This window comes from Streptomyces glaucescens (assembly GCF_000761215.1).
Classification (GTDB): Bacteria; Actinomycetota; Actinomycetes; order Streptomycetales; family Streptomycetaceae; genus Streptomyces; species Streptomyces glaucescens_B.
This window is the reverse complement of the sequence record NZ_CP009438.1, coordinates 6521220-6546641: the sequence shown is the minus strand read 5'-3', so window position 1 is coordinate 6546641 and position 25422 is coordinate 6521220. Positions and strand designations below refer to the sequence as shown.

Here is a 25422-nt window from a genome sequence, read left to right as displayed (position 1 = left end):
CCGGCGCCCGCCCGCCCGCCGGACGCGTCCGGACGGCGGCGGGCCGGCCCGCCGGGGGTCTGTCGTCGGGCTCCCGTCCGCGTCGGGACACCCGCCCTTCGGGCGGACGACGGGAGTTCGACGACGGACCCTAGGGCGCCGAGAGCACCAGGCGGCGGGCGAAGTTGCGGTAGCCGAGACGGGTGAACGAGGCGGCCATCGGGGTGTTCGCCAGGTCGGTGTCGGCGCGCACGGTGTCCGCTCCGGCCTCCTCGGCCAGGATGCGGGTGGTCTCGGCCAGCAGGTCGTCCACATGGCCGTGGCCGCGGTGCTCGGGCAGCACGCCGAGGTAGCCGACGACATGGAAGGCGGGGTTGCGGGAGGGCAGGGCGAAGCCGACCGGGCGGCCCTGCGGGGTCTCGGCGATCCGCCACCAGGCGCGGTCGCCGGGCATCTGCGTCCGGTAGAAGGCGACGTCGGCCCGGGCCTGCGCCTCGGCGCCCACGGTCGCCGCGCCGTTGCCGGAGGTCGCGTCGAGGGTGCCGTCCAGCACCCGGCGGAACAGGTCGACGAAGACCTCGTCGTCCGGCTCGGCCCGGAAGCGCAGCCGGCCGGAGGGCCTGGGCACGCCGTTCCCGCGGGTCCACTCGAAGCGGAGCCGTTCGAGGGAGGCGGTGAGCCCGGCGCGCCGGGCGGCCTCCCGGCGCCAGCGCAGGGCGGCGACCGCGTCGGGGCGCTCGCGCCAGTCGCCGGGCAGCGCGAGGTGGTACTCGGGCGGGGTGGTCAGGCCGGTGGCGGCGAAGGCGCTGTGGGCGGCCGTCAGGACGCGGGCCGCGAGGTCCGTGCGCGTCCCGTCGGTTCCGTCGAGGTCGCGGACGTTCAGCACGTCGAGCGCGGCCGGCCGGGTGTCGTCGGGTCCGGCCCACCAGACGGCGAGGGCGACCGGATCGCCGCCGTCCTCGGCCAGCCAGCTCCGCTCGGGCCGGTACTCACCCGTGCCGAGCCGTTCGCGGAAGGTGTCGGCGTCGGCCCAGACGCCGACCTCGCCGGCCGGCAGCAGGGGCAGCACGCGGTCGGTGTCCGAGGCGGTGAGCGGGCGGATGATCACGAGGCCTCCGAGGCGGGTCGGTCCCAGGTGCGGTCGAGGAAACGGGCGATCAGCGGGGCGATCTCCGGCAGGTGGTCCTCCAGGGCGAAGTGCCCGGTGGGGAACAGGTGCAGTTCGGCCTCGGGCAGGTCGCGCAGATAGGCGCGGGCACCGTCCGGGGTGAAGAACGGGTCCCCGGTGCCCCAGGTGACGAGGGTGGGCGGGCGGTGGGCGCGCAGCCATGCCTGCCAGTCCGGGTAGGCGGCGAGGTTGTTCCGGTAGTCGAAGGCGAGGGCGAGTTGGGCTGTCTTGCGGCCGGGCTGGTCGAGGAAGTGCTGGTCGAGCAGCCAGCCCTCGGGGGCGACGAGCGTCGGATCGGCCGTGCCGCCCTCGTACTGGGCGCGGGTGGCGGCGAGGGTGAACAGGTCGAGGACGGTCCGCTCGGCGCCCGGGGTGCCGGGGGTGAGGGCGGTGAACTCGCGGGCGGCGTCGGAGAGTCCGTCGAGGTAGGCGTTGCCGTTCTGCACCACGAGGCCGGCGACGCGGCCGGGCCTGCGCTGCGCCAGGCGCAGGCCGACCGGGGCGCCGAAGTCGAAGAGGTACAGCGTGTACCGGGTCAGTCCGAGGCGTTCGGTGAAGCCTTCGACGATGTCGGTGAGCCGCTCGAAGGAGTAGGTGAAGTCGTCGGGGACGCGGGTGTGCCCGAAGCCCGGGTAGTCGGGGGCGATCAGCCGGTAGTGCCGGCCGAGGGTGTCGATGAGCCGCCGGAACTGGTGGGAGGCGGACGGGAAGCCGTGCAGGAGCAGCAGCACCGGGGCGTCGGGCCGCTCGGGCAGGGACTCGCGGTAGAAGACGTCGGCCCCGTCGACGTGCACGTGCCGGTGGGCGGTGCGGGCGGGTGGGCTGATGCGCGGGGCGATCGCCGAAGTGGTCATGCGACAGTCATACGCCGCCCGCTTCTAATGCGTCAACTGATTTATGTAGCATTAGGGTTCATGGACTCCAGCGCACCACCCACCGGCGAGCCCCTGCCCCTGGACCTCGTCAACACCCGCCCGCTGAACGGCGCGAGCCGTGCCGATCTGCTGGACACCCCGGACCGGCTGGCCGCCTGGCTGGCCCGGCAGGCGGACCGGCTGGGCGCGGAGGCCGACGGTCCCGCGCCGACCGAGGCCGACCTCGCCCCCGTCCGGGCCGTGCGGGCCCACACCGAGGCGGCGCTGCGCGCCCTGCTGGATGGGCGGCGGCCGCCGCAGTCCGCGCTGCGCGGTCTCGCCGACGCCCAGCGGGCCGCACCGGCCGTCCTCGTCCCGGACTGGGACGGGGCGACGGTCGTCGTCGCGCCGCGTCGCAGCGGTCCGCTCGGCACCCGGCTCGCCGCGCTGCTCGCGGAGGCCGCCGCCGCGCTGCTGGCCGACCCGGCGGTCACCCGGGTCAAGGAGTGCGAGGCCGACGACTGCGTCCTGCTGTTCCTGCCGGCGCACCCCCGCCGCCGCTGGTGCTCCCCCGCCCGCTGCGGCAACCGCACCCGGGTCGCCCGCCATTACCGGCGGCACAAGAGCCCTTGAGGACGCCGGGGGGCGGCGGACCGGCCGGACCGTGCCCCCGAGGACGGTCGGTCGGGCGGGCGGGCCGCCCGGGCCACCGGGCAGTGTGCGGCGGGACCGCGGCCGCGCCGGGGCTCAGGCCCCGCAGGAGCGCAGGAACCTGCGGGTGCGGATCGCGATCGGCAGGGGCCTGTCCGGCTCGCAGGGGTACATGTCCTGCTCGACGATGGCGAACAGCTCCACGCCGAGGCGCTGCGCCGCCACCAGGACGGGTTCCAGGTCCGGCACCCCGGCGGGCGGTTCGCACATCACGCCGCGCTGCACCGCGGGCCCGAACGGCACGCCGTCCGCGACCACTTCGGCCAGGACCCGCGGGTCGACCTGCTTGAGGTGGAGGTAGCCGATGCGCTCGCCGTACGTCTCGATCAGCTTGACGCTGTCGCCGCCGCAGTAGGCGTAGTGCCCGGTGTCCAGGCAGAGGTTGACCAGGCCGGAGTCGGTGGAGTCGAGGAACCGCTCGACGTGCGCCTCGGTGTCGATGTGGGTGTCGGCGTGCGGGTGGACGACGATGTCCAGGCCGTAGGACTCCTTCACCTCGTGGCCGAGCCGTTCCATGCCCTTGGTGAGGTGGGCCCACTGCTCGGCGGTCAGCTCCGGCGGTTCCAGGATCTCGGCGGTCCTGTCGTCCCGCCAGAAGGAGGGGATGACGACGAGGTGCCGCGCGCCCATGGCCCGGGTGAGCGCGGCGACCCGGCCGACGTGCTCCCAGGTGGACTCCCAGACGGCCGGGCCGCGGTGCAGGCCGGTGAAGACGGTGCCCGCGGAGACCTTCAGGTCCCGTTCGGCCAGCTCGTCGGCGAGCCGGGCCGGGTCGGTCGGCAGGTAGCCGTACGGGCCCAGCTCGATCCAGGAGTATCCGGCCTCGGCGACCTCGTCGAGGAAGCGTTCCCAGGGCACCTGGCGCGGGTCGTCGGGGAACCAGACGCCCCAGGAGTCCGGGGCGGAACCCACCCGGATGCGGTCGAGCGCGGGGGCCATGTCAGGAGCTGCCTTCCGGGGACGACGGGGACTGCGGGGACGACGGGGACGACGGGGACGGGGGGCGCGACGGGGGGCGCGGTGCGGCGGCCCGCAGGTCCTCCTCGTCGGGGAGTTCGTCGACGTCGACGCCGCGCACCTGGGCGAGCTCGTGCTTGAGGGCGGCGAGTTCGGCGCCTCCGGCCATGTGGTTGGTCAGCTCTTCGAGCCCGACCTCGCTGCGGTCGGCGGAGAGTTCCAGGGTGCCCAGGCGCAGCACGCTGAAGTGGTCGCCGACCAGGTAGGCGTGGTGGGGGTTGTGGGTGATGAAGATGACGCCGAGGCCGCGGTCGCGGGCGGCGGCGACGTACTTGAGGACGACGCCGGACTGTTTGACGCCGAGGGCGGCCGTCGGCTCGTCGAGGATCAGCACCCGGGCGCCGAAGTGGACCGCGCGGGCGATCGCGACGCACTGGCGCTGGCCGCCGGAGAGGGTGCCGATGGGCTGTTCGAGGTCGTCGAGGACGATGCCCATCTCGCGCAGTTCCTCGTCGGCGGTCCGCTTCATCCGCTCGATGTCGAGGCGGCGCAGGGGCCAGACGCCCTTGGTGAGCTCCGAGCCGAGGAAGAAGTTCCGCCACACCGGCATCAGCGGCACGGTCGCCAGGTCCTGGTAGACGGTGGCGATGCCCCGGTCCAGGGCCTCGCGCGGGGAGGAGAAGCGGACCGGCTCCCCGTCGACCAGGAACTCGCCCTCGGTGTGCTGGTGCAACCCGGAGACGATCTTGATGAGGGTGGACTTGCCGGCTCCGTTGTCCCCGAGCACGCAGGTCACCGTGGACGGGCGGACGGTGAGGTCGACGCCGTGCAGGGCGCGGATGTTGCCGTACGACTTGCCGGCGCCGCGCAGTTCCACGAGCGGTGTCTCGGTCACGGTGGTCATGGGTGGCTCACCTCCGGGTCGCGGTCCTGCGGACCCACAGATTGATCAGGGTGGCGCCGAGCAGCATCACGCCGAGGAAGGCCTTGAACCAGTCCGGGTTCCAGCCCGCGTAGACGATGCCCTGCTGCACCATGCCGAACATGAAAGCACCGAAGACCGGGCCGATCGCGGAGCCGTGGCCGCCGGTGAGCAGACAGCCGCCGATCACCGCCGCGGCGATGTAGATCAGCTCCTGGCCGACGCCCTCGCCGGACTGCACCGTGTTGAAGGAGAACAGCTGGTGCATGCCGACGAACCAGGCGCCGAGGCCGACCAGCGCGAACAGCGACACCTTGGTGAACGTCACGGGCACGCCGACGGCCCGCGCGCTCTGCTGGTTCCCGCCGACCGCGAAGATCCAGTTGCCGTAGCGGGTGCGCAGCAGCACCCAGGTGGCGAGGGCCGCGAAGACCAGCCACCACACGACGGTGATCCTCACCTGGACGCCGCCGACGCCGAACGACGAGGCGAAGACCGCCTCGGCCTGGCCGAAGCCGTCCATGTCACCGATGTCGTCGGTGGCGACGTTGCCGGTGATCAGCTTGGTGACGGCCAGGTTGACGCCCTGGAGGATCAGGAAGGTGCCGAGGGTGACCAGGAAGCTCGGCAGCCCGGTCCGCACCAGCATCCAGCCGTTGAGCAGGCCGGCCCCGAGCGAGACGGCGAGGGCGACGAGCACACCGGCCCAGACGTTCATCGTGAGCTGGTAGCTGATCATGCTCGCGGTGAGCGCGGACGTGATCACCGCGACGCCGGCCGACAGGTCGAACTCGCCGCCGATCATCAGCAGGGCCACCGGAAGCGCCATGATCCCGATCGTCGACGACTGGTAGAGGATGTTTGCCATCGAGCTGCCGTCGCGCACCGCGGGCGCGGCGAACAGGAAGAACACGAACACCGCGACGGCGCCGAGGAAGACGCCCGTCTCCGGCCGGGCCAGCAGCCGCAGCGCGAGCGGGCGCCGGGCGGTGCGCCCGTCGGTCTCCTTCGGGCCGGGCGCGGGCGGCGCGGGCACCACCGGCGCGGCCTGCCGGGACGTGCTCATCACCGGGTTCCCTTGGCGGCGAACCCGGCGACCCGGCCGACGTTCGACTTGTCGACGAACGCCGGGCCGGTCAGCACGGGCTGCTCGCCGCCGCCGCTGTAGTTGCCGTTGTTCTCGTAGAGCCACAGGGAATCGACCGCCAGGTAGCCCTGGAGGTAGGGCTGCTGGTCGACGGCGAACTCGACGCGGCCGTCGGCGATGGCGCCGGTGAGCTGCTTGTTGAGGTCGAAGGTGGCGATCCTCGCCTTGCTCCCGGCCTCCGCCACCGACTGCGCCGCCGTCAGCGCGAAGGGCGCGCCGAGGGTGACGACGTAGTCGACGGCGTCGTCCTCCTTGAGCTTCGCGGTGATGGTGGACTTCACCGAGGGCATGTCGGTGCCGTTGACGTACAGGGTCTCCGTGTCGCCGGAGAAGGTCTTCCGTACGCCGTCGCAGCGCTGGGTGAGGCCGATGTTGCCCTGTTCCTGGATGACGCAGACGGCCTTTGCGGCGCCGGACTCGTTCAGCCGCTTGCCGAGCGCCTCACCGGCCACGGTCTCGTCCTGCCCGAAGAACTCCAGGAGCCCGAGCTCGCGCCACTCGCTGACACCGGAGTTGAGGCCGACCACGGGTATACCGGCCACCTTCGCCCTGCTCACCGCGTCCTTGAGGGCGTCCGGCTTGGCGAGGGTGACGGCGATGCCGTCGACCTTCTGGTCGATCGCGTTCTGCACCAGGCCGGCCTGGTTGCCCGCGCCCGGGTCTGCCGAGTAGACCAGCTTGATGTTGTCCTTGGCGGCGGCGGCCTCCGCCCCCTTGCGGACGATGTCCCAGAAGGTGTCGCCGGGTGACTGGTGGGTGATCAGGGCGACCGTCATCCGGGGGGTGGAGGCCTTGCCCGCGGCGGCGCCCTGCGCAGACTCCTCGGCCTTCTTGCCGCCGGATCCGCTGGAGCAGCCGGCGAGGGCCAGGGCCGCGACCGCTGCCACGGCCAGGGCTGAGGTGGTGCTGCGGGAGCGGGAGCGGGACGAGCGGTCCCGAGGAGTGCGGTCCATTTCCTGCACCTCACTGTGCGACGGGGGAAGCACGGCTCTTGCCTTGCGGCTGTTTCGCGTTGGGGCTGTTGCGCCTGCGGTGCTGCGCCTGGGGCTGTTCTGCCTTGGGGCTGTTCCGTTGTGCGGCTGTGCTGCCTTGCGGCCTTGCGGCTGCGTGCGGCTTGCGGCTCTTGCGTCGAGACCGGATTCCATCCCCTGACGGGCCCGCTGTCAATGGTTTGTCAAGACATCATTTCACGATCAGGTCCGAATGTATGGACAAGCCCTCTGGTGCGCCGCGGCGTCGGCACCCGGGTCGTGCACCGCCAGGTCCGCCGCCCGCTCGAACCGAGCAGCCTCTATGAGACCTGCGGGGCGCCGGACAGGATTCGGCCGGCCGGTGGCGCGCCTGTGCGACTTCCCGCCGCCCGGCCTGCTCGACCTGGACACCGGCCGGCTGACGACGACCGGCCTGTACCGCATGCCGCGCGCCGCGGGACTCACCTCGCACAGCGCCCGCCGGGCCGTGGGCGCCCGCTGCGCGCGGCGGAGGAGGCGGCCCTGCTCGACGAGCCGGTGGGCGCGGCGCTGCTCACCATGGAGCGCACCGCCTACGACGACACCGGCCGCCCCGTCGAGTACGGCGCCCCCGTCTGCCGCGCCTCGCGCTGCACCTTCGGCTCCAGCTCCTGGTACGTCCCTGACCGGCCCCGCGGCCCGCCGCGCCGCGCCCTTCCCGGCCCGCTGATCCACCGTCAGCTCGCGTCGCCCCGCGGCCGGTTGCGCGTGCGCCTGGTCAGGCGGGCGGCCGGCCGCCGGGTGCGGAGAAGGTGCGCGGCGCCCGGGACGGCGCGGTACGGAGCGCCCGCTGCTCCATCCCGTCGAGCAGGGTCTCCAGCCCCGTCTCGAAGTCCGCCTCGGTGGCGCGCAGCGGTGACTGCTCCCGCTCGTCCCCGCCGGGCAGCAGTTGCTGCGCCACGTGCTGGATGCACACGCCCTGCACGTACGACCACACGGCGATCGCGAACGACCGCGCGAGATCGGGGTCGTCGGTGAGCCCCGCGAGGGCGTCCACCATCCAGTCGAGGCAGGTGGTGTCGGAGAAGTGCCGGGCGGAGCTGGAGGTCACCAGCGCCCAGGGGTGGGCGCAGTACACCTCCCAGTCCAGCCGCGCCGCGAGCCGCATCGCCTCCCGCCAGTCGTCCGGGGCGGGGTCGGGATACGGGTGCTCGTCGCACGCCGCCTGGGTGATCGCGGTGAGCAGGGCGTCCTTGTTCGCCACGTGCCGGTAGAGGGACATGACTCCCGAGTCCAGCTCGGTGGCGAGGCGCCGCATCGAGAGCGCGGCGACGCCCTCGGCATCGGCGACGCGCAGCGCGGCCGCCACGATGACGTCCCGCGACAGGCCCGGTGAACTCGCTTGCCGGGGCTGCTTGTCGATGGCCATGGCGCAGTCTAACCGGCGGTTTGCGTACACCGCACGCACACCCTTGCGTACACCGCACGCCGAGGGCTAGCGTACGCCGTACGCGCCGCCCGCGTACGGCGTACGCGTCGAAGGGCCGGCGGGCCGAGCAACCGACGGGCCGCACCGGTACACCCGTGCCGCGGGCCGCCGCACGCCGCCCCTTCGCCCCCTCGTCCTCCCTCCCGAAAGGTCGCCCCCGTGTCCTCCCTCGACTTAGCCGCGGAACGAGCCGGCCGACGGGCCCGGCTGGGACTGCTCATCGTCCTCGGCCCCGTCGCGCTCGTCGCGATGGACGGCTCCGTCCTCTACCTCGCGATGCCGGGCATCACCTCCGCCCTCACCCCGGGCACCGACCAGGCGCTGTGGATCCTGGACAGCTACGGCTTCGTGGTCTCGTCCCTGCTCATCGCCTTCGGCAACCTCGGCGACCGCTACGGCAGACTCCGCTTCCTGCTGGGCGGCGCCGTCGTCTTCGGCCTCGGCTCGGCGGGCGCCGCCCTCTCACCGAGTCCCGAACTGCTCATCGCCTGCCGGGTGCTGATGGGCCTGGGCGGCGCGACCCTGCTGCCCTCCGGTCTCGCGATCGTCGGCAGCCTCTTCCCCGACCCGCGGCAGCGCTCCCGGGCCATCGGCGTCTTCGCGGCCACCTTCGCCGCGGGCTTCGCGGCCGGCCCGGTGATCGGCGGCCTGCTGCTCAGCAGGTTCGCCTGGGGCTCCGTCTTCCTCATCAACATCCCGGTCGTCGTCGTCTTCGTCGCCCTCGCCCCGTTCCTGCTGCGTGAGGTGCGCGTCTGCGGTCCCGGCCGCGTCGACGCCCTCGGCGTCGCCCTGTCCGCCGCCGGCATCCTGCTGACGGTGTACGCGGTGAAGACCGCCGCGGCGGAGGGCCCGACCGCCACCCGGGCCGGCTGCGCACTCGCCGGTGTCGCCCTCCTGGCCTGGTTCGCACACCGGCAGCTCACTGTCGACCACCCGCTGGTCGACCTGCGGCTCTTCCGGGACCGGGTCTTCTCCGTGGCGATCCTCACCGGACTGCTGTCCCTGGTCGCCTGGGCGGCGGCGGGCTACCTCACCGGCGTCTACCTCCAGTCGGTCCTCGGTTACGGCGTCCTGGCGGCGGCCCTGCTGGCGCTGCCCGGCGCGGCCGTCCTGACCACCGCCTGCATCGGCGCCGGCGGCGTGGTGGACCGGATCGGCAAGCGCTCGGCGCTCATCGCCTCGCACTTCTTCATGGGCGGCGGTCTGCTGCTCCTCCTGCTGACGACCACCGGTCAGGGTGTGGCGGCGTTCATCGCCTCCTCCGTCGTCACCGGCGTCGGCTACGGCCTCTCCTTCAGCCTGGTGGCGGACACGGCGGTCGCGGCGGTCCCCGCGGCACGCGCCGGATCGGCCGCCTCCCTCGCCGAGACCAGCAACGAACTCGGCAACGCCCTCGGCATCTCGCTGCTCGGCTCGCTCGCGGCCCTGTGCTTCCGGCTGACCGGCCCCGGCGTGGCCGACACCCTCGACGAGACCCTGGACACCCCGGGCCTGCCCGCCACCGCGGCCGCCGAGGCCGAGCGCGCCTTCGTCACCGGCATGCACTGGGCGATCGGCGTGGCGAGCGTGCTGTGCCTGGCACTCGGGGTGCTGGCCGTGCGGTGGGTGCCGAAGGAGACAGGGAGCGGGTGACGGCGCGGTCCGGCCGGCTCCGGCCGGGTGGCCGGCCGGACCACCGGCCGTGGCCGGACAGGCGCTTCCCGCCCCCGGTGGCCGGGAGCGGGAAGCGTGCGTCCGGGGTCAGCGCTCCGGCGTGCCGCCGCCTTCCCGGTAGGAACGCCGCACCGTGTCGGCGGCCTTGTCGGTCTTGGCGTCGTACTTGTTGCCGGTCCGGTCGTCGACCATGCGCTCGGCGCCGGACACGCCCTTGTCCGCCTGGTCGGGGTGGCCCTTGGCCATCTGCTTGGCCTTGTTCATCATGTCGCCCAGCTTGCCCATGGGTACCTCCGGTGGTGCGCGTGCGTCGTCGTACCCCGCCGCAGGTACCCCTCTGGCGGTGGGCGAATCACGGCGGGCCGCGCGCCCGGGCGGGCCACGTCCCCCGCACGGCGCCGGCCGGCGCGGAGGAGTGGCCGACGCAAGCCGATTCCCTTCGGACCGAAGGTCTGCGACGGGCACTGGGCGGCGAGTCACAGGTCAGGGCGCTCGTCCGGCAGCGACACGGGCCGTGCCGGTGGCCCTTGCTAGGGTGCGCCGATGTCATCGACATCGATCAAGCAGTTCCAAGTCACCTTCGACTGCGCGGACCCCGAGCGGCTGGCCCGCTTCTGGTGCGAGGTGCTGGGGTACGTCGTACCGCCGCCCCCGGCGGAGTTCGCCACCTGGGACGACTACCACCGCTCCCGGGCCCCCGAGGACCGGGGCGCCTGGTTCGCGTGCTGCGATCCCACGGGGGTGGGCCCGAGACTGTTCTTCCAGCGCGTCCCCGAAGGCAAGGTCGTCAAGAACCGGGTGCACCTGGACGTGCGGGTCGCCACCGGGCTCGTGGGGGAAGAGCGCCTGGCCGCGCTCGAGGCCGAGTGCGCACGCCTGCTCCCGTTCGGCGCGGTACGCGTGCAGGTCCTCTACGACGGCACCGACGCGTGCATCGTCATGCAGGACATCGAGGGCAACGAGTTCTGCCTCGACTGAGCGAGAGGCCGTCCGCGGCAACGATGACGGCGGGGCGTCCGCGGCGCGGCGTCCCGCTGCCGCGCGATGAGGGGCCGGCACGGGGTTGGGGAGCCACCGGCACCGGACAGCCCTCACCTGTGGCGGCGGCCGGTGGTGCCGCTGCGGTGGCGCCCCTGGTCGCGCCAGGCATTCCCGGCGTTCGCACCCGACGACACGCCTGCCGCGCCGTTGATCACCGCGCCTATGACCGGTATGTCATATTTATCTGGCCCATCCCCTTCTCGCTCAGGAACAGCGAGGCCTGCCGGCTATGCCTGAGGGACAGCCCGACAAGGCGTATCAGGAGTCCAGCAGACCCCGTTGCGCCTTCCTCCGCCCGCACGCCCTGACGGCCTGCGCCACCGCCGTGGTCATCGCGTCGCTCACCGCCTGTTCTTCGGCCGGCCCGTCCGACGAGGTGCAGCCGTCGCTCCCGCGGAGCAATGCGCCGGCCGACGCGATGGCGGGGCCACCGTCGACCGACCTCGGCGTGGCCCTCGCGCGGTCGCTCGAGCCGGTACTGATGGGCGGTGACGCCCGGTTGGCGGTGGCCGTGCTCGACGTGAACAGCGCCGACCCGAGGATCGCGTCCTACCGGGGCGACGCGTGGTTCACCACGGCGAGCATCAGCAAGGTGAACATCCTCGTGGCACTGCTGCTCCAGGCGCAGGACCAGGGCCGCGACCTGACGGCCGGGGAGCGCCGGGCCGCCGAGGCGATGATCAGGACGAGCGACAACGACGCGGCGAACCTCCTGTGGCGGGTGATCGGCAAGGGAGAAGGCCTCGACGCGGCGAACGAACGGCTGGGGCTCTCCTCGACCCATGGCGGCCCCGGCAACCACTGGGGCCTCACCCGAACGACAGCGACGGACCAGGTCCGGCTGCTGCGGTGCATCTTCCACCACTGTGCGACGGAGGCCGCGCGCACGCGGGAGGGGCTGGACCCGGAGTCCAAGGCCTATGTCCGGGAGCTGATGGGCGACATCGAGGAAGGCCAGGACTGGGGGGTGTCGGCCGCATCCCCCCGGTGGTCGCTCAAGAACGGCTGGCTGCAGCGCACCACGACCGGACGGTGGGTCATCAACAGCATCGGACAGGTCACGCTGCACGGGCGCCGGTACCTGGTCTCGGTGCTCAGCAGCGGCAACGCGTCCGAGCGGGACGGCATCTCGCTGATCGAACGGGCGGCGAGAGCGGCGATCGACGCCACCAGCGCCCATGCCCGTCACCACCCGGCCGGCGCGGGCGTCCTGAGACCGCTGGAACTCCGTCAGCACAGTTCCGGTTCCGCACCGTGAGTCCGTTGTTTGGTCATCCGGGACCGGTGCCCACACATGAGACGCGCGCCCGGAACATGATCAAGGGCCCCCTCGCGGTGCGAGAAAGGCCCTTCGACCTGCGACTATGAAGTGTTGCTTCAGTCGGGACGACAGGATTTGAACCTGCGACCCCTTGACCCCCAGTCAAGTGCGCTACCAAGCTGCGCCACGTCCCGATGCGCTGTCGCGCGGTGGACCCGCGTGATCGCGCGGACAGCACTTTACCCCACGGGCCCGGCGGCGCCGAAGGGGGCACCGGGCGGGACAATCGTCGTATGGGTGGAACGGGACACGGAAGCGGCACCCCGCAGGGCCGGACCGACGGGGCTCGGGACAGGGATGCCGAGGGGCGGGCGCGCAACGCGCGGCCGCGGGACGGGCTCGGGCGGCCGTTGCCCTACGGATCGCCCGGGGTGGAGCGGCAGCCGGAGGGGGTGGTGCGGACTCCGGAGGAGACCGTGGCGCAGGCGCAGGCACTGCTGGACGCCGGGAAGCCGTTCCACGCGCACGAGGTCTTCGAGGACGCCTGGAAGTCGGGGCCCGACGAGGAGCGGGCGCTGTGGCGGGGGCTGGCCCAGTGTGCCGTGGGGCTCACGCACGCGGCGCGCGGCAATGTGACCGGCGGGGCACGGCTGCTGCGGCGGGGTGCGGGCGCCGTGGCGGAGTGGACGGCGGTCTCCGGGCGGCCGGGAGCGTACGGCATGGATCTCGGCGGTGTGGTGGCGTGGGCCCGGGGGCTGGCGGACGCCGTGGAGGCGGGTGCCGACGGTCGCGACGGGGCCGGCGGCGCCGTGGTGGTGGACGCCCGGGCGCGGGCCCCGCGGCTGTACGGGACGTGACGGACGGGTTCCGATCGCCCGGGCGGTGATCACGCGGCGGGCGGCGTACGGCAGACTCGGGGCGTGCGAAAGATTCATGTCATCGGTATCGGCGCGGGCGACCCCGACCAGCTGACCCTCCAGGCGGTGCGGGCGCTGCGCGGCACGGATGTGTTCTTCCTGCTGGACAAGGGCGAGGTGAAGTCCGACCTCACCCGGCTGCGCCGGGACATGCTGGAGACGCACGTACCGGAGGGGACGTATCGCGTGGTGGAGGCCCGCGACCCGGAGCGGGACCGTCGCGCGGGCGGTGCGGCGTACTCCCCGGCCGTCGGGGACTGGCGCAGTGCCCGCGCCGGCATCTACGAACGGCTGATCGTCGACGAGCTGGGCGAGGACGAGACGGGCGCGTTCCTGGTGTGGGGCGACCCGTCGCTGTACGACAGCACGCTGGGCATCCTGGAGGAGGTGCTGGGCCGGGGCGTCGTGACGTTCGAGTACGACGTCGTGCCGGGCATCAGCAGCGTCTCCTCGCTGGTCGCCCGGCACCGGACGGGGCTGAACCGGGTGGCCGGGTCGGTCCAGATCACCACCGGGCGGCGGCTCGCCGAGGGCTTCCCTGAGGGCGTCGACGACGTCGTCGTGATGCTCGACGCCCACCAGACCTTCCGGCGGTACGCGGACCAGGACATCCACATCTACTGGGGCGCCTACCTCGGCACCCCGGACGAGATCACGGTGTCCGGCCCGATCGCCGAGGCCGCGCCCCGCATCGAGCGGCTGCGGGCCGAGGCCCGGGAGCGCAAGGGCTGGATCATGGACACGTATCTGCTCCGGCGCAACCCGGAGCGCAGCTGACGGAGGGCGGCCCGCGGGCGCCCCGCCCGCGGGCCGCTCAGCGCAGCGCGCTCCGCTGCTGCCACTCGGTCCAGGACAGGTTCCACTCGCCGAAGCCGTTCTCCGGTGCGACGACGCCCTTGGTGTCCTCGCCGGTGATCTCGAACGGGTCTCCTGGGCGCACCTGGCCGTAGAACCAGGCCGCGTCCGCGTCGCTCATGCCTATGCAGCCCGAGCTGCGGTTGGCGTTGCCGAACCAGCGGGCGTTCCAGGGGGCGGCGTGCGCGTACATGCCCGACCAGGTCAGCCGCATCGAGTAGTCGACCATCTTGTCGTAGGCGTCGCCGAGGCCCACCGTCTCGGAGTTCATGTTGATGGTCCCCTCCTTGGCCATGAGGACCGCGGTCCCGCGCCAGGAGCGCTTGTCACCGCCCGGCGTGCCGCCGGAGACCGGGATGCGCCGGACGGTCCTGCCGTCGCGGACCAGCGTCAGGTGGTGACGGTCGAGGTCGACCTCGACGACCTGCCGGGCGCCGATGGTGAAGGTGGTCGTGTAGTCGCGGACGAACCAGCCGCCGGTGCCCGAGTCGGTGCCGTTCAGCGCGGCGTTCAGGGTGACCTCGGTGCCGGGCTTCCAGTAGGACCTGGGCCGCCAGTCCACCCGGTCCCGGCCCGACCAGTCCCGCATCCAGCCCCAGGAGCCCTCGGTGCCGTTGGAGGTGGTGACCTTGAGCTGTCTCTCGACCTCGGCCTTGTTCTCGACGGGGTGGTCGAAGACGAGCGAGATCGGCTGGGCGATGCCGACGGTGGTGCCGGTGCCCGGGCGCCAGTCGACCTTGTTGACCTTGTCCGCCGGGGCGGTGGCGAAGGAGGCCCGGGTGGTGCCGGGGGTGCCGCCCTCGGTGCGGGTCGCCGCCGTGACCGCGTACGCCGTGCCGGGCACGGCCTTGCGGTCGGAGGTCCAGGTGCGGCCGTCGGGGCCCACCTTCCCGGTGAGTCTGCGGCCCTCGGCGTCGGTGACGGTCACCGAGGTGAGGCGGCCGCCCGTCGCGGTGACCTCGACCGGCTTCCCGGCGCCGGCCTGCCGTCCCGTGGGGGTGACCGTGACGGTGACGGGACGGTCCGCGCCGTCCTTCCCGGACGTGCCGGTGTCCCCGGCCGCGGCGGGGCCGGAGTTCGCGGAGCAGGCGGCGAGCGGCGCCAGCAGGGCGGCGGCGACGGCGGTGCGGACGAGGGCGGGGATGCGGGCGGCTCGGGCCGGGGTGCGGGCGGCGGGACCCGGGGTGCGGGCGGGCGCGGGTGTGCGGGGCAACTGGACCTCCGTGGCGGGCGGATGAGGAAGGACAGGGCGGGAGCGTCGTGACCTTCGTGACTCTAAATCCGGAGATGCCCAGGTCAGCGGCGTCGGTTCACTGTGACGGCGACTGGTGGGGAACGGTCATCGTCCGGTCACATTCGCCGCGCGGGACGGTCACGGGGGGCTGTGAGCATCCCTTCCGTCCCCGCGACAGCCGGGGAGAAGGAGAGGCTCCACGACGTGTCAGCGCTGCTCGTACCGCCCGGCCGCCGGCAGGACGAACGGAACCGGGACCTCAGGCTCGGACCCGTGACCGCCGAGACGTACCGCGCCTTCCTCGCGTCCCCGCGCGGCGCTGCGCTCGGCGCCGGTTTCCTGCAGTGCCCGTCCTGGTCCGACGTCAAAGAGGGCTGGCAACCGCGGCTCCTCGGCTGGGGACCGGACCCGCAGGCCGGTGACCTGACCGGCGTCGCCCTGGTGCTGCTGCGGCAGTTCCCCGGCACCCGCAAGTACTTCGCCTACCTCCCCGAGGGACCCGTCGCCGACTGGGCGGACCCCGGCATCGACGACTGGCTCGCCCCGTTGCTGGAACAGCTCCGCCGGGCGGGCGCCTTCGCCGTACGGATCGGCCCCTCGCCCGCGTACCGGCGCTGGGACGCCGCCCTGCTGAAGTCGCTCACCGGCCCGGGCAGACGGCTCGGGGACGTGCTCGCCAGCGAGGTCGACCCGCTCGGCACCGCCGTCGCCGAACGGCTGCGGGCCCGCGGCTGGCGCCGCTGCGGCGGTGACGGCACCGGCGACGACGGGGACGCCCAGCCGCGCCACGTCTTCCAGGTGCCGCTCGCCGGACGCGGCACCGAGGACCTGTGGTCCGGGCTCAACCAGGAATGGCGGCGGAACGTCAGGCGCGCCCAGAAGGAGGGCGTGGAGGTCGTCGTGGGCAGCGCCGCCGAACTGCCCGAGTTCTACCGGCTGCTGCGCGTCACCGAGGAGCGCGACGGTTTCCGGCTCGGTCGCTCGCTCGGCTACTACCAGCGCCAGTACGCGGCGCTCAACGCGGAGGAGCCGGGCCGGATGAAGCTGTACCTCGCCCGCCACCGCGGGGAGATACTCGCCGCCCACACGATGATCACGGTGGGCCGCCGGGTCTGGTACCAGACCGGTGCCTCGGCCGACCACCGCCGTGAGGTGCGGCCCTCCAACGCCCTGCAGTGGCGGATGCTGCTGGACGCCCACGCCCTCGGCGCTGACGTCTACGACATGCGCGGGGTACCCTCCACTCTCGATCCTGACGAACGTGCGTACGGCCTGCTGCGATGGAAGCTCGGTACCGGCGGACAGGTCGTCGAGACGTTGGGGGAATGGGAGAGACCGTTGGGCGGCACCGCCAACCAGACGCTGTACCGCGCCTTCCAGGCGTACCTGAACCGCCGATGAGGCCGCCGACGGTGCCCCCGGCGACCGGCGACGGAGCGGGGACGGCCCCCCGTACACCGGCCGGCGCCACGGAGACGGTCCCCGGCACGCCGGCCGGCGCCGCGAAGACGGTCCCCGGCGCGCCGGCCGGCGCGGGGCGGCGGGCTCCCCGCACGACCGGTGGCGGGGGCGAGCCGGTCTCGGCGGCACGCAGCAGTGTGCTGATGGCCGCCGGCTCGCTCGTGTCCCGGGCCACCGGCTTCGGCCGGTCCGCCGTGGTCGCCGCGGCGCTCGGCACCATCGGGCCGACCGCCGACGGCTACGCGGTCGGCAACGCCCTGCCGACCATCGTCTACATGCTGCTCCTCGGCGGCGCGCTGAACGCGGTCTTCGTGCCCGAGCTGGTCAAGGCGGCCAAGGAACACGCGGACGGCGGCGCCGCCTACACCGACCGGCTCGTCACGGTCTGCGTCGCCGCCCTGCTGGCGCTCACCGCCGCCGCGGTGTGGGCCGCGCCCGCGATCGTCGACGCGTACACCGGCTACGGCGGCGAACAGGCGGCGATGACGACCGCGTTCGCCCGCTACTGCCTGCCGCAGATCTTCTTCCTCGGCCTGTTCACACTGCTCGGTCAGGTGCTGAACGCCCGCGGCCGGTTCGGCGCGATGATGTGGGCTCCGGTCCTCAACAACCTCGTCGTCGTCGCCGTGTTCGGTCTCTTCCTGGCACTCGGCCCGGGCGGCGGGGACACCCTCACCGCGGCCGAGACCGCGCTGCTCGGGTGGGGGACGACCGCCGGGATCGCCGTCCAGGCGCTCGCCCTCGTCCCCGCCCTGCGCGGAGCGGGCTTCCGCTGGCGGCCGCGCTTCGACTGGCGGGGCAGCGGACTGACCCGCCCGCTGCGGTCGGCCGGCTGGCTGGTGCTGCTGGTCCTCGCCAACCAGGCCGCCTACTGGGTGACGACCCGGCTGGCCACCGACGCGGGCCTGGCCGGCGGCCCCGGGTACAGCGCGTACAACAACGCCTACGCGTTGTGGGTCGTCCCGCACGGCATCATCACGGTCTCCCTGGTGACCGCGCTGTTGCCCCGGATGAGCGCGGCGGCCGCCGACTCCGACACCGGGGCGCTGCGGCGCGACGTCTCGCAGGCCCTGCGCACCTCGGCCGCGGCCGTCGTCCCGGCCGCCTGCATGCTCTTCGCCCTCGCCCAGCCGGTGATGGCGCTCGTCTTCGGCCACGGCAGGACCAGCACCGGCGACACCGCCGCCATGGCCGGGATCCTGATGGCGTTCGCGCCGGGGCTCGTCGCCATGTCGGGCCAGTACGTGCTGTCCCGCACCTTCTACGCGCTCTCCGACACCCGTACGCCCTTCCTGCTCAACCTGGTGATCGTCGCGGTGAACGCAGCCCTGTCCACGGCCGCCGCCCAGCTCCTGCCGGCCCGCTGGGCCGTCACGGGGATGGCGGCGGCGTATTCGCTGGCGTTGTGCGCGGGCTGGGCGGTCACCGCCCTGGTGCTGGGCCGCCGGCTGGCGGTGGCCCGGCCCTGGCGGTCGTCCGCCGTCACGGCGCACGCCCGGCTGCTGGCCGCCGCCGTGCCCGCCACCCTGCTCGGCCACCTGGCGGCCGCCGGCTGCGCACGGGCGGGCTCCGTGGCCGCGGCGGCGGCCGGCGCGGCCGTCGTCGTGCTCGTGTTCGCGCTGCTGGCGCGGCCGCTGCGCCTGACCGAACTCGACGCGCTGATCGCCGGCGCGCGCCGGCGCGTGACCCGGCGCTGACCACCGACTGGGAGACTGTTGATGCCCCGCGTACTCCTCATCGAGGACGACCCCGCCGTGCGCGAAGGGGTCGAGCTCGGTCTGCGCCGCCGCGGCCACGAGGTGCTGTCGGCCGCGACCGGCGAGGCCGGACTCGCCGCGCTCGCCGGGTTCCGCCCCGACCTGCTCCTGCTGGACCTGATGCTGCCCGGCCTGAACGGCGTCCAGGTCTGCCGGCGCGTCCGCGAGGACAGCCAGCTGCCGATCATCATGCTGACCGCGCGCGGTGACGACTTCGACGTCATCGTGGGCCTGGAGGCGGGGGCCGACGACTACATCGTCAAGCCCGCGCGTCCCGAGGTGATCGAGGCCCGGATCCGGGCGGTGCTGCGCCGCATCGAGGACGTCGCGCCGGGCCGGCCGGCCACGGAGGTGCACGGCGACCTCACCATCGACCGGGCCGGGCTGAGCGTCACCAAGGCCGGCCGGCGACTGACCCTCGCCCCCTCGGAGCTGAAGCTGCTGCTGCACCTGTCCGCCGCGCCCGAGCAGGTGTTCAGCCGGCAGCAGCTCCTGGAACACGTGTGGGAGCACAGCTACCACGCCGACGCGCGCCTGGTGGACGCCTGCGTCCGCCGTCTCCGCAACAAGATCGAGGACGAGTCCGGCACCCCGCGCTACGTCCAGACGCTGCGGGGCTTCGGCTACCGCTTCGGCCCGCTGTGACCGGGCGCACCGCCTTCGGCCGGGTACTGCGCGGCAAGGGCACCGGCCGGGGCGGGGACGGGTCCGGGGGCAGCGGCGGGACCGGGGGCCGGGGCGAGACCGGCGCCAGGGACGGAACCGGGGGCCGGGACGGAACCGGGGGCCCGGGCAGTGGCGTGCCCGGCGCGAGGCGGGCGGCCGGGACGTACGACGGCCGGGCGGAGGGCCCCCGGACAGCCGGCCGCACCGGCGGTGACGGTCTCCACGGCGCCCCGGCTCGCGACGGCCGGGCGCCGGAGCGCGCCGGCGGGCCGCCTCCCGCGGACCGGAGCCGGCGACGCCGGTCCGCTCCCGGGCGACGGCCGCTGCGGCGCGCCCGGGCGTTCGGACTGCGCACGCGGCTGGTCCTGGCGTTCCTGCTGGTCGCGGCCGTCAGTGCCGGCACCACCGCCGCGCTGACCTACCGCGAGGCGCGCAACGCCCTGCTGCAGACCGCGCAGGACACGGCGGTCTCGTCGTTCCGCGACCAGGTCCAGCAGACCGGTTTCGTCCTGCCCGTGCAGGCGGAAGGGCTGGAGGAGGTGCTGCGCGACCTCGCCCGCAAGGGCAAGCCGCACCCCTGGGTCGTGTTCGCCGAGTACGGTTCGATCCGCGCCTCGTCCGGCACCAGCCCCGTCTCCACCGTCATCACCCCGGAGCTGCGCCGCGCCGCCCACGCCGATCCGCACGGCAGCTTCGAACGGGTCGTCAAGGACGGCGTGCCGTATCTGACCATCGCGATGCCGACCGTCTTCCGGACCGGCCCCGAGGGCGTGCTGCCCACCCGGCTGGTCCTCTACGCCGTCATGCGGATGACCGACGAGCAGGTCAACGTCGACGCGCTGCTCACCGCCGCCCGTGACGGCGCCCTGCCCGGCCTCGCCATCGCCCTGCTGCCCGGTCTGCTCGCCGCGCGCAGCGTGCTGCGTCCGGTGCGGGAGCTGCGCCAGGCCGCCCAGTCCATGGGCAGCGGCCGGCTCGACACCCGCATCCCGGTGCGCGGCAGTGACGAACTGGCCGACCTCGCCCACACGTTCAACGAGTCGGCCGGCAAGCTCCAGCACTCCGTGCAGGAGCTGCGCCGGGCCGAGGAACGCGCCCGCCGCTTCGCCTCCGACGTCTCGCACGAACTGCGCACCCCGCTCGCCGGGATGCTCGCCGTCACCGAGGTCCTCGACGAGGACGCGGGCCGGCTGGACCCCGACACCGCCCGGGCGGTCCGGCTGATCAGCTCCGAGACGGGCAAGCTCGCCGTGCTGGTCGAGGACCTGATGGAGATCTCCCGCTTCGACGCGCGGGCGGCGGAGCTGCACACCGACGAGATCGACGCGGCGGAGGCCATCCGCAAGACCCTGGAGAACCGGCACTGGACGGACGGCCGGGTCCGCGCCGAACTGCCCGGCGGCATCCGCGCCCGGCTCGACCCGCGCCGCTTCGACATCGTGGTGGCGAATCTCGTCGGCAACGCGCTGCGGCACGGCGGCGCGCCCGTCACCGTGCGGCTGCGGGTGGAGGCGCGGTCCCACGGTGTGCCGGTGCTGGTCACGGAGGTCGCCGACAGCGGGCCCGGGATCCGGCCCGAGGTGCTGCCGCACATCTTCGACCGCTTCTACAAGGCCGACGCGGCCCGTACCCGCTCGGCGGGCAGCGGGCTGGGGCTCGCGATCACCCTGGAGAACGTCAGGCTGCACGGCGGGACGATCCGCGCGGGGAACCTGCCGCGCGGCGGTGCCGTCTTCACCGTCGAGATACCGCTGCACGCGGAGGAGGACGACGGATGAGGCGGGGGCCGGCGCGGGGCCGGGCGGCCGGCGTCGCGGGGCCGGTGGCGGCCGCCCTGCTGCTCGGCGGCTGCGGCATCCAGGAGACCGATGTCATCGAGGCGGGCGGTCCCGCCTCGGTACAGGCCTTCGTCAACCCCGGGTACGACGCGCTGCTCTTCTTCCGCGCCCCCGACGGGGCCCTGAGCCCGGTGAGCCGGTCGGTGACGGAATCGTCCGGATTCGGGGCGGGGTACGAGGAACCCGACGGCCCGACCGAGCCGGTCTCGACGGAGCAGGCGATCGCCGCCCTGCTCAGCGGTCCCGGACCCGCCGAGAGGTCAGCGGGTCTCGGCACCTCGCTCCCCCGGGTCACCGCCGGGGGCGTCGGGGTGGTGACGTCCCCGGACGCGGACGTCACGGTGAGCCTTCCGCTGGCCCTCGGCGGACTGGACGGGACAGCGCTGCGCCAGCTCGTCTGCACCGCCGCCTACAGCCAGGACCGCGACGGCCGGACCACGGTGCGGATGGTGGGCAAGGACGGTGTGACGGCGACCGGCACCTGCGGCCTCGACATCGCCGCCGAGCCCGCTCCGATCGCCGTCGGCACGCACGCCCCGCGGGGACGGGCGGCCGGGACCGGCTGACCCGACGGCGACGAGACGGGCCGGCGGGCGTCTGAGGTGCAACCGGCGTTCACTCAGCCGGGGTTCACTCAGCCGGGGTTCGGCCGACCTCCGGTGGGGCGGTGTCCGGGTCGAGGCCCAGCCACTCCAGGGCCTGTGCGACACCGGGGACCACGCTCACGCCGTCCGGCAGCGGCGGGCGCCGTACCACCACGACGGGCAGGCCGAGTTCACGGGCCGCGGTGAGCTTGGCGGCGGTCGCCGCTCCCCCGCTGTCCTTCGTCACCAGCACGTCGATCCGGTGTCCGCGCAGCAGGGCCAGCTCGTCGGCCACCGTGAACGGCCCCCGGGCCAGCACCTGCGCCATGTCCGGCGGCGCCGGCGGCTCGGCGGGCTCCACGGACCGTACGACGAAGTGCAGCCGGTCCAGGTGCGCGAACGCCGCGAGGTCCATGCGGCCGGTGGTGAGGAGGACCCGGCGGCCCAGGTCCGGCAGGAGCCGCGCCGCTTCGGCCAGTGAGCCGGCCGGGTGCCAGTGGTCGCCGGGGCCGGGGCGCCAGCCGGGCCGGCGCAGCACCGCCAGCGGCCGGCCCGTCACGGCCGCGGCGCGCGCCGCGTTGGCCGTGATGGCCGTGGCGAAGGGGTGGGTGGCGTCGACGACGGCGGTCACGCGGTGGGCGCGCAGCCACTCGGCCAGCCCGTCGGCGCCGCCGAAGCCGCCCACGCGTACGTCGCCGGCGATCGCCCCGGGGCGGGTCACCCGGCCCGCCAGCGAGGTCGTCACGCGCGTGTCCGGCCGCACCGCCAGCTCGGCGGCGAGCAGACGGGCCTCGGTGGTGCCGCCGAGGACCAGGACGTGGCGGGACATGGCGCGAGGGTACCGAACGTTCGACGGCCCGGGTGCGTCGCAGTGGTGCCGCCGTCGCGGCCCGTCCACCGAAGGGAACCACTATGCCCGCCCAGGCCCTGCTCCGCCGCACCGCCGCCCTCCTCCTGGCCGGCGGCGTGCTGACACCGGTCACCGCCTGCGGTGACGACACCGGCGGGACCGCCGCCCCCCGGCCGGAGGCCCCCGTCCTGACGGTGCCCGCCTGGACGGAACCCGCCGCCTACACCTACACCCTGACGTCCGGCGGAGGGGAGCGGTCCCTCATCGGCACCTTCCGCGTGACCGTCCGCGACGGCAGGGTGACCGACGCCACCGGCCTCGACGACAGCGCCCGCCGCGTGGTCCGCCGGCTCCCCGGCCAGATCCCCACGCTCGGCGACCTGCTGCGTGAGCTCGACCAGGCCCGACGGGACCACGCGGACACGGCGGAGGCCGAGTACGCGGACGACGGGCACCCCGTGCGCATCGTCCTCGACCGGGACGCCGACGCCCTGGACGACGAGGCCGAGTACGTGATCGGCGGGTACGAACCCGGTCCCGCCGCCGGATAGGACCCGTGGGCGGATCACCGCCCGGACACCGGCACGGCGGGCCGCGTCGGCGGTCGGCGCTGCCGCGGGATCACCGGCGTGAACGACCCCGGCGCGCACCCGCACGGCAGGCCCGGCGGAGCGCTCGCGGCCGGTCACTGCCGTACGGGCCGGCGTACCCGGAACCGTTCCGGCACCCGCCGAACAGCACGAGCGCTGCCGCCTAACGCAGCAGCAGTTGCAGGGCGCCCAGGACGGTCGCGGCGATCACCAGGCGCTCGAAGAGCCGCTGGTTGATCCGGTGCACGGCCCATGTGCCGAGCAGCGCGCCGGGCAGCACGAACAGGACGAGTGCGGCGTCGAGCAGCAGCGACGTGCCGTCGATCAGCCCGAGGCCCACGCTGAAGGGGACCTTGGACACGTTCACGATGAGGAAGAAGAACGCCGAGGTGCCCAGGAAGCCCAGCTTCCGGAAGCCCGCGGACAGCAGGTACATCGACATCACCGGGCCGCCCGCGTTGGCGACCATGGTGGTGAAGCCGCCGAGGACGCCGTAGCAGCGGGCCTTGACGCGTCCGGCCCGGGTCGGGCCGGCGTCCGGCTCCGCAGCCTGCTCCGCGGTGTGCCGCCGCCACACCGTCAGCGCGGCCATGACCAGCAGGATGACCCCGATCGAGGCGCGGACGACGCCGTCGTCGGCCCGTGTCAGGAACAGCGTGCCGACGACGACTCCGGCCGCGACCGCCGGGAAGAGCCGCCACAGCGTGGGCCAGTGGGCGTGCCGCCGGTAGGTGAGGACGGCGAGCACGTCCCCGGCGATGAGCAGGGGCAGCAGCACTCCGGTGGAGGCCCGGGCGGGCAGCACCGCGGCGAAGACGGCCAGGCTGATCGTGTTCGCACCACTGACCGCGGTCTTGGAGAAGCCGACGAGCAGTGCCGCGAGGGCGAGCGCGGCGAATTCCCAGCCGGTGAGGTGCCAGAGCGTCATCGTGTCCATGCGGACACCGATGCTATGCGCACGCGACCGGGCCGGTGAGCGCCGCCTCGCCCGGTCGCGACGGTCCCGCGAGGTCACCGCCGCGGGGCCTCGCCGCGTGCCGGGTCACCGTCCGGCGTGCCGCCCCAGCGGCTCCCGCCTCGGCACCTTCGTGCCCGCCCCGGCGGCAGCGCACCGGTGGATCCACGCGGCACGGGTACGCGGGGCGCCCCACGTGTTCCCTTGACCGGTCGGTGATCCCCCTTGGCATCGGGCGCGGTGCACGCGGGCACGACCGCCTCGCGGACTTCCTCCCCGGGCAGTGCGGGTCCGGCGGGCCGACGACCGCGGCCCGCGCGACGCCGGGGTGGCGCGCCGGCACCTCCTCGACGGCCCCTAGGTGTATTGGTCACGAGCGTTGTTGACCTAGTGCCGCTCGACGAGGAGCGCGCTCCCCTGTCCCACCCCCACGCACATCGTCGCCAGCCCGCGTGCGGCCCCGGTGCGGCGCATCCGGTGCAGCAGGGTGGTCAGGATGCGGGCGCCGGAGCAGCCCAGCGGGTGGCCGAGGGCGATGGCGCCGCCGGTGGGGTTGACCAGGTCGGGGTCGATGCCGAGCTGGTCGACGCAGGCGAGGGCCTGGGCGGCGAACGCCTCGTTGAACTCGGCCTCCTCGATGTCGCCGATGGTCCAGCGGGCGCGGTCCAGCACCTTGCGGGTGGCGGGGACCGGGCCGATGCCCATGACGTCGGGGTGGACCCCGGCGGAGGCACCGGCGACATAGCGGCCGAGGGATTCGAGGCCGAGTTCGTTCAGCGCCTCCTCGCTGACCAGGAGGAGGCCCGCGGCGCCGTCGTTCATGGGCGAGGCGTTCCCGGCGGTGACGGTGCCGCCCTCGCGGAACACCGGCTTGAGGCGGGACAGCTTCTCGTACGAGGTGTCCTCGCGCACGCACTCGTCGCTGTCGACGACGATCCCGTCCGGGCGGGTCACGGGCAGCAGCTCGTCGTCGAAGTGGCCGTTCTTGCGGGCGAGGGCGGCCCGCTGGTGGCTGCGCAGCGCGAACTCGTCCTGCCGTTCGCGTCCGACGCCGTACCGCGCGGCGACCTCCTCGGCGGTCTCCCCCATGGCCAGCAGGCCGTGCAGCTCCCGCATCGCCGGGTTGACCAGTCGCCAGCCGAGCCGGGTGTCGGCGGTCTCGATCCGGTGCGGCAGGGCCTCGTCGGGGCGGGGCAGCACGAAGGGGGCGCGGCTCATGGACTCGGAGCCGCCCGCGAGCACGATGTCCGCCTCGCCGGCGGCGATGGTGCGGGCGGCGGTGGTGACGGCCTCCAGTCCGGAGGCGCAGAGCCGGTTGACGGTGGCGCCGGGCACGGAGTCGGGCAGTCCGGCGAGCAGGGCGGCCATCCGGGCGACGTTGCGGTTGTCCTCGCCCGCCTGGTTGGCGGCGCCCCAGTAGACGTCGTCGACGCGGGCCGGGTCCAGCGCGGGCACGTCGGCGATCAGGCCGCGGATCACGGCGGCGGCGAGGTCGTCGGGCCGGACGCCGGAGAGGGCTCCGCGCAGCTTGCCGATGGGTGTGCGGCGGGCGGCCGCGAAGTGGACGGGACGCACGAGGGACT

General features: G+C 74.1%; 24 protein-coding genes, 1 tRNA gene and 1 pseudogene. 13 read left to right on the top strand and 13 right to left on the bottom strand.

The window, feature by feature from the left end:
* Positions 1–130: 130 nt before the first annotated feature.
* A complete protein-coding gene (locus SGLAU_RS28290; RefSeq protein WP_043505364.1) occupies positions 131–1087 on the bottom strand; it encodes a GNAT family N-acetyltransferase in 957 nt (318 codons plus the stop codon).
* Positions 1084–2001, bottom strand: a complete 918-nt coding sequence (locus SGLAU_RS28285) for an alpha/beta fold hydrolase (protein WP_052413928.1) — start codon at positions 1999–2001, stop codon at positions 1084–1086. The genes SGLAU_RS28290 and SGLAU_RS28285 overlap by 4 nt, the downstream gene beginning before the upstream one ends.
* A gap of 60 nt (positions 2002–2061) precedes the next feature.
* Between SGLAU_RS28285 and SGLAU_RS28280 the strand changes: the two genes are divergently transcribed.
* Complete coding sequence (locus tag SGLAU_RS28280) at positions 2062–2634, top strand: CGNR zinc finger domain-containing protein (protein ID WP_043505363.1); 573 nt, start codon at positions 2062–2064, stop codon at positions 2632–2634.
* A gap of 114 nt (positions 2635–2748) precedes the next feature.
* Here the strand turns inward: SGLAU_RS28280 and SGLAU_RS28275 are convergent, their stop codons facing one another.
* From SGLAU_RS28275 to SGLAU_RS28260, 4 genes are read right to left on the bottom strand one after another with little or no spacing between them, the layout of a single operon-like run.
* The gene (locus SGLAU_RS28275; RefSeq protein WP_043505362.1) at positions 2749–3651 is read right to left on the bottom strand and encodes a sugar phosphate isomerase/epimerase family protein; all 903 of its coding nucleotides are present in this window, start codon (positions 3649–3651) and stop codon (positions 2749–2751) included.
* 1 nt (position 3652) lies between these two features.
* The gene (locus SGLAU_RS28270; RefSeq protein ID WP_078957933.1) at positions 3653–4573 is read right to left on the bottom strand and encodes an ATP-binding cassette domain-containing protein; all 921 of its coding nucleotides are present in this window, start codon (positions 4571–4573) and stop codon (positions 3653–3655) included.
* Positions 4574–4580: 7 nt separating this feature from the next.
* Positions 4581–5657: an ABC transporter permease gene (locus SGLAU_RS28265; protein ID WP_043505361.1), complete on the bottom strand. Its 1077-nt coding sequence runs from the start codon at positions 5655–5657 to the stop codon at positions 4581–4583.
* On the bottom strand, positions 5657–6691 hold the full coding sequence (locus SGLAU_RS28260) for a substrate-binding domain-containing protein (RefSeq protein ID WP_043505360.1): 1035 nt from the start codon (positions 6689–6691) through the stop codon (positions 5657–5659). The genes SGLAU_RS28265 and SGLAU_RS28260 overlap by 1 nt, the downstream gene beginning before the upstream one ends.
* 273 nt (positions 6692–6964) lie before the next feature.
* Between SGLAU_RS28260 and SGLAU_RS33990 the strand changes: the two are divergent.
* Positions 6965–7374: pseudogene (locus SGLAU_RS33990) on the top strand (UTRA domain-containing protein); the annotation flags it as partial.
* A 92-nt stretch (positions 7375–7466) separates the two neighbouring features.
* On the opposite strand, the gene SGLAU_RS36770 reads toward SGLAU_RS33990, so the two are convergent.
* Complete coding sequence (locus tag SGLAU_RS36770) at positions 7467–8117, bottom strand: TetR/AcrR family transcriptional regulator (protein WP_052413927.1); 651 nt, start codon at positions 8115–8117, stop codon at positions 7467–7469.
* A 309-nt stretch (positions 8118–8426) separates the two neighbouring features.
* On the opposite strand from SGLAU_RS36770, the gene SGLAU_RS28250 reads away from it, so the two are divergent.
* On the top strand, positions 8427–9809 hold the full coding sequence (locus SGLAU_RS28250) for an MFS transporter (RefSeq protein WP_078958082.1): 1383 nt from the start codon (positions 8427–8429) through the stop codon (positions 9807–9809).
* Positions 9810–9917: 108 nt separating this feature from the next.
* Here the strand turns inward: SGLAU_RS28250 and SGLAU_RS28245 are convergent, their stop codons facing one another.
* The gene (locus SGLAU_RS28245; protein ID WP_043505357.1) at positions 9918–10115 is read right to left on the bottom strand and encodes an antitoxin; all 198 of its coding nucleotides are present in this window, start codon (positions 10113–10115) and stop codon (positions 9918–9920) included.
* Between the two features lie 258 nt (positions 10116–10373).
* Here SGLAU_RS28245 and SGLAU_RS28240 point away from each other — a divergent pair, with 258 nt between their 5' ends.
* Entirely contained in the window at positions 10374–10808 is a 435-nt protein-coding gene (locus tag SGLAU_RS28240; RefSeq protein ID WP_043505356.1) for a VOC family protein, read from the top strand.
* A 292-nt stretch (positions 10809–11100) separates the two neighbouring features.
* The gene (locus SGLAU_RS28235) at positions 11101–12129 is read left to right on the top strand and encodes a serine hydrolase (protein WP_063838902.1); all 1029 of its coding nucleotides are present in this window, start codon (positions 11101–11103) and stop codon (positions 12127–12129) included.
* Positions 12130–12252: 123 nt separating this feature from the next.
* On the opposite strand, the gene SGLAU_RS28230 is transcribed toward SGLAU_RS28235, so the two are convergent.
* Positions 12253–12326 (bottom strand) — tRNA-Pro (locus tag SGLAU_RS28230).
* Between the two features lie 99 nt (positions 12327–12425).
* Here SGLAU_RS28230 and SGLAU_RS28225 point away from each other — a divergent pair.
* Together SGLAU_RS28225 and cobF are read left to right on the top strand one after the other, a co-directional pair.
* Positions 12426–12989, top strand: coding sequence for a DUF309 domain-containing protein (locus tag SGLAU_RS28225; protein ID WP_043505355.1), 564 nt, complete (start codon positions 12426–12428; stop codon positions 12987–12989).
* A 63-nt stretch (positions 12990–13052) separates the two neighbouring features.
* On the top strand, positions 13053–13826 hold the full coding sequence (gene cobF / locus SGLAU_RS28220; RefSeq protein WP_043505354.1) for a precorrin-6A synthase (deacetylating): 774 nt from the start codon (positions 13053–13055) through the stop codon (positions 13824–13826).
* A gap of 37 nt (positions 13827–13863) precedes the next feature.
* Here cobF and SGLAU_RS28215 read toward each other — a convergent pair whose 3' ends face one another.
* Positions 13864–15048 (bottom strand): L,D-transpeptidase, encoded by a 1185-nt coding sequence (locus SGLAU_RS28215; protein ID WP_043507157.1) that lies wholly within the window; start codon positions 15046–15048, stop codon positions 13864–13866.
* 294 nt (positions 15049–15342) lie between these two features.
* Between SGLAU_RS28215 and SGLAU_RS28210 the strand changes: the two genes are divergently transcribed.
* From SGLAU_RS28210 to SGLAU_RS33005, 5 genes are all read left to right on the top strand, one after another.
* Positions 15343–16539, top strand: coding sequence for a lipid II:glycine glycyltransferase FemX (locus tag SGLAU_RS28210; RefSeq protein ID WP_043505352.1), 1197 nt, complete (start codon positions 15343–15345; stop codon positions 16537–16539).
* Between the two features lie 203 nt (positions 16540–16742).
* The gene (gene murJ, locus SGLAU_RS28205; RefSeq protein WP_043507156.1) at positions 16743–18296 is read left to right on the top strand and encodes a murein biosynthesis integral membrane protein MurJ; all 1554 of its coding nucleotides are present in this window, start codon (positions 16743–16745) and stop codon (positions 18294–18296) included.
* Positions 18297–18317: 21 nt separating this feature from the next.
* Positions 18318–19001 (top strand): response regulator transcription factor, encoded by a 684-nt coding sequence (locus tag SGLAU_RS28200; protein WP_043505351.1) that lies wholly within the window; start codon positions 18318–18320, stop codon positions 18999–19001.
* A gap of 344 nt (positions 19002–19345) precedes the next feature.
* The gene (locus tag SGLAU_RS28195; RefSeq protein WP_043507155.1) at positions 19346–20800 is read left to right on the top strand and encodes a sensor histidine kinase; all 1455 of its coding nucleotides are present in this window, start codon (positions 19346–19348) and stop codon (positions 20798–20800) included.
* Positions 20797–21426: a hypothetical protein gene (locus tag SGLAU_RS33005; RefSeq protein WP_052413926.1), complete on the top strand. Its 630-nt coding sequence runs from the start codon at positions 20797–20799 to the stop codon at positions 21424–21426. Before SGLAU_RS28195 ends, SGLAU_RS33005 begins: the two co-directional genes overlap by 4 nt.
* A 64-nt stretch (positions 21427–21490) precedes the next feature.
* Here the strand turns inward: SGLAU_RS33005 and SGLAU_RS28185 are convergent, their stop codons facing one another.
* Positions 21491–22273, bottom strand: coding sequence for a cobalt-precorrin-6A reductase (locus tag SGLAU_RS28185; protein ID WP_052413925.1), 783 nt, complete (start codon positions 22271–22273; stop codon positions 21491–21493).
* 83 nt (positions 22274–22356) lie between these two features.
* Here SGLAU_RS28185 and SGLAU_RS28180 point away from each other — a divergent pair, with 83 nt between their 5' ends.
* On the top strand, positions 22357–22845 hold the full coding sequence (locus SGLAU_RS28180) for a DUF6174 domain-containing protein (protein WP_043505350.1): 489 nt from the start codon (positions 22357–22359) through the stop codon (positions 22843–22845).
* A 202-nt stretch (positions 22846–23047) separates the two neighbouring features.
* Here SGLAU_RS28180 and SGLAU_RS28175 read toward each other — a convergent pair whose 3' ends face one another.
* Both SGLAU_RS28175 and SGLAU_RS28170 read right to left on the bottom strand, forming a co-directional pair.
* On the bottom strand, positions 23048–23821 hold the full coding sequence (locus SGLAU_RS28175) for a sulfite exporter TauE/SafE family protein (protein ID WP_043505349.1): 774 nt from the start codon (positions 23819–23821) through the stop codon (positions 23048–23050).
* A gap of 405 nt (positions 23822–24226) precedes the next feature.
* Positions 24227–25414: a thiolase family protein gene (locus SGLAU_RS28170; protein WP_043505348.1), complete on the bottom strand. Its 1188-nt coding sequence runs from the start codon at positions 25412–25414 to the stop codon at positions 24227–24229.
* Positions 25415–25422 lie beyond the last annotated feature (8 nt).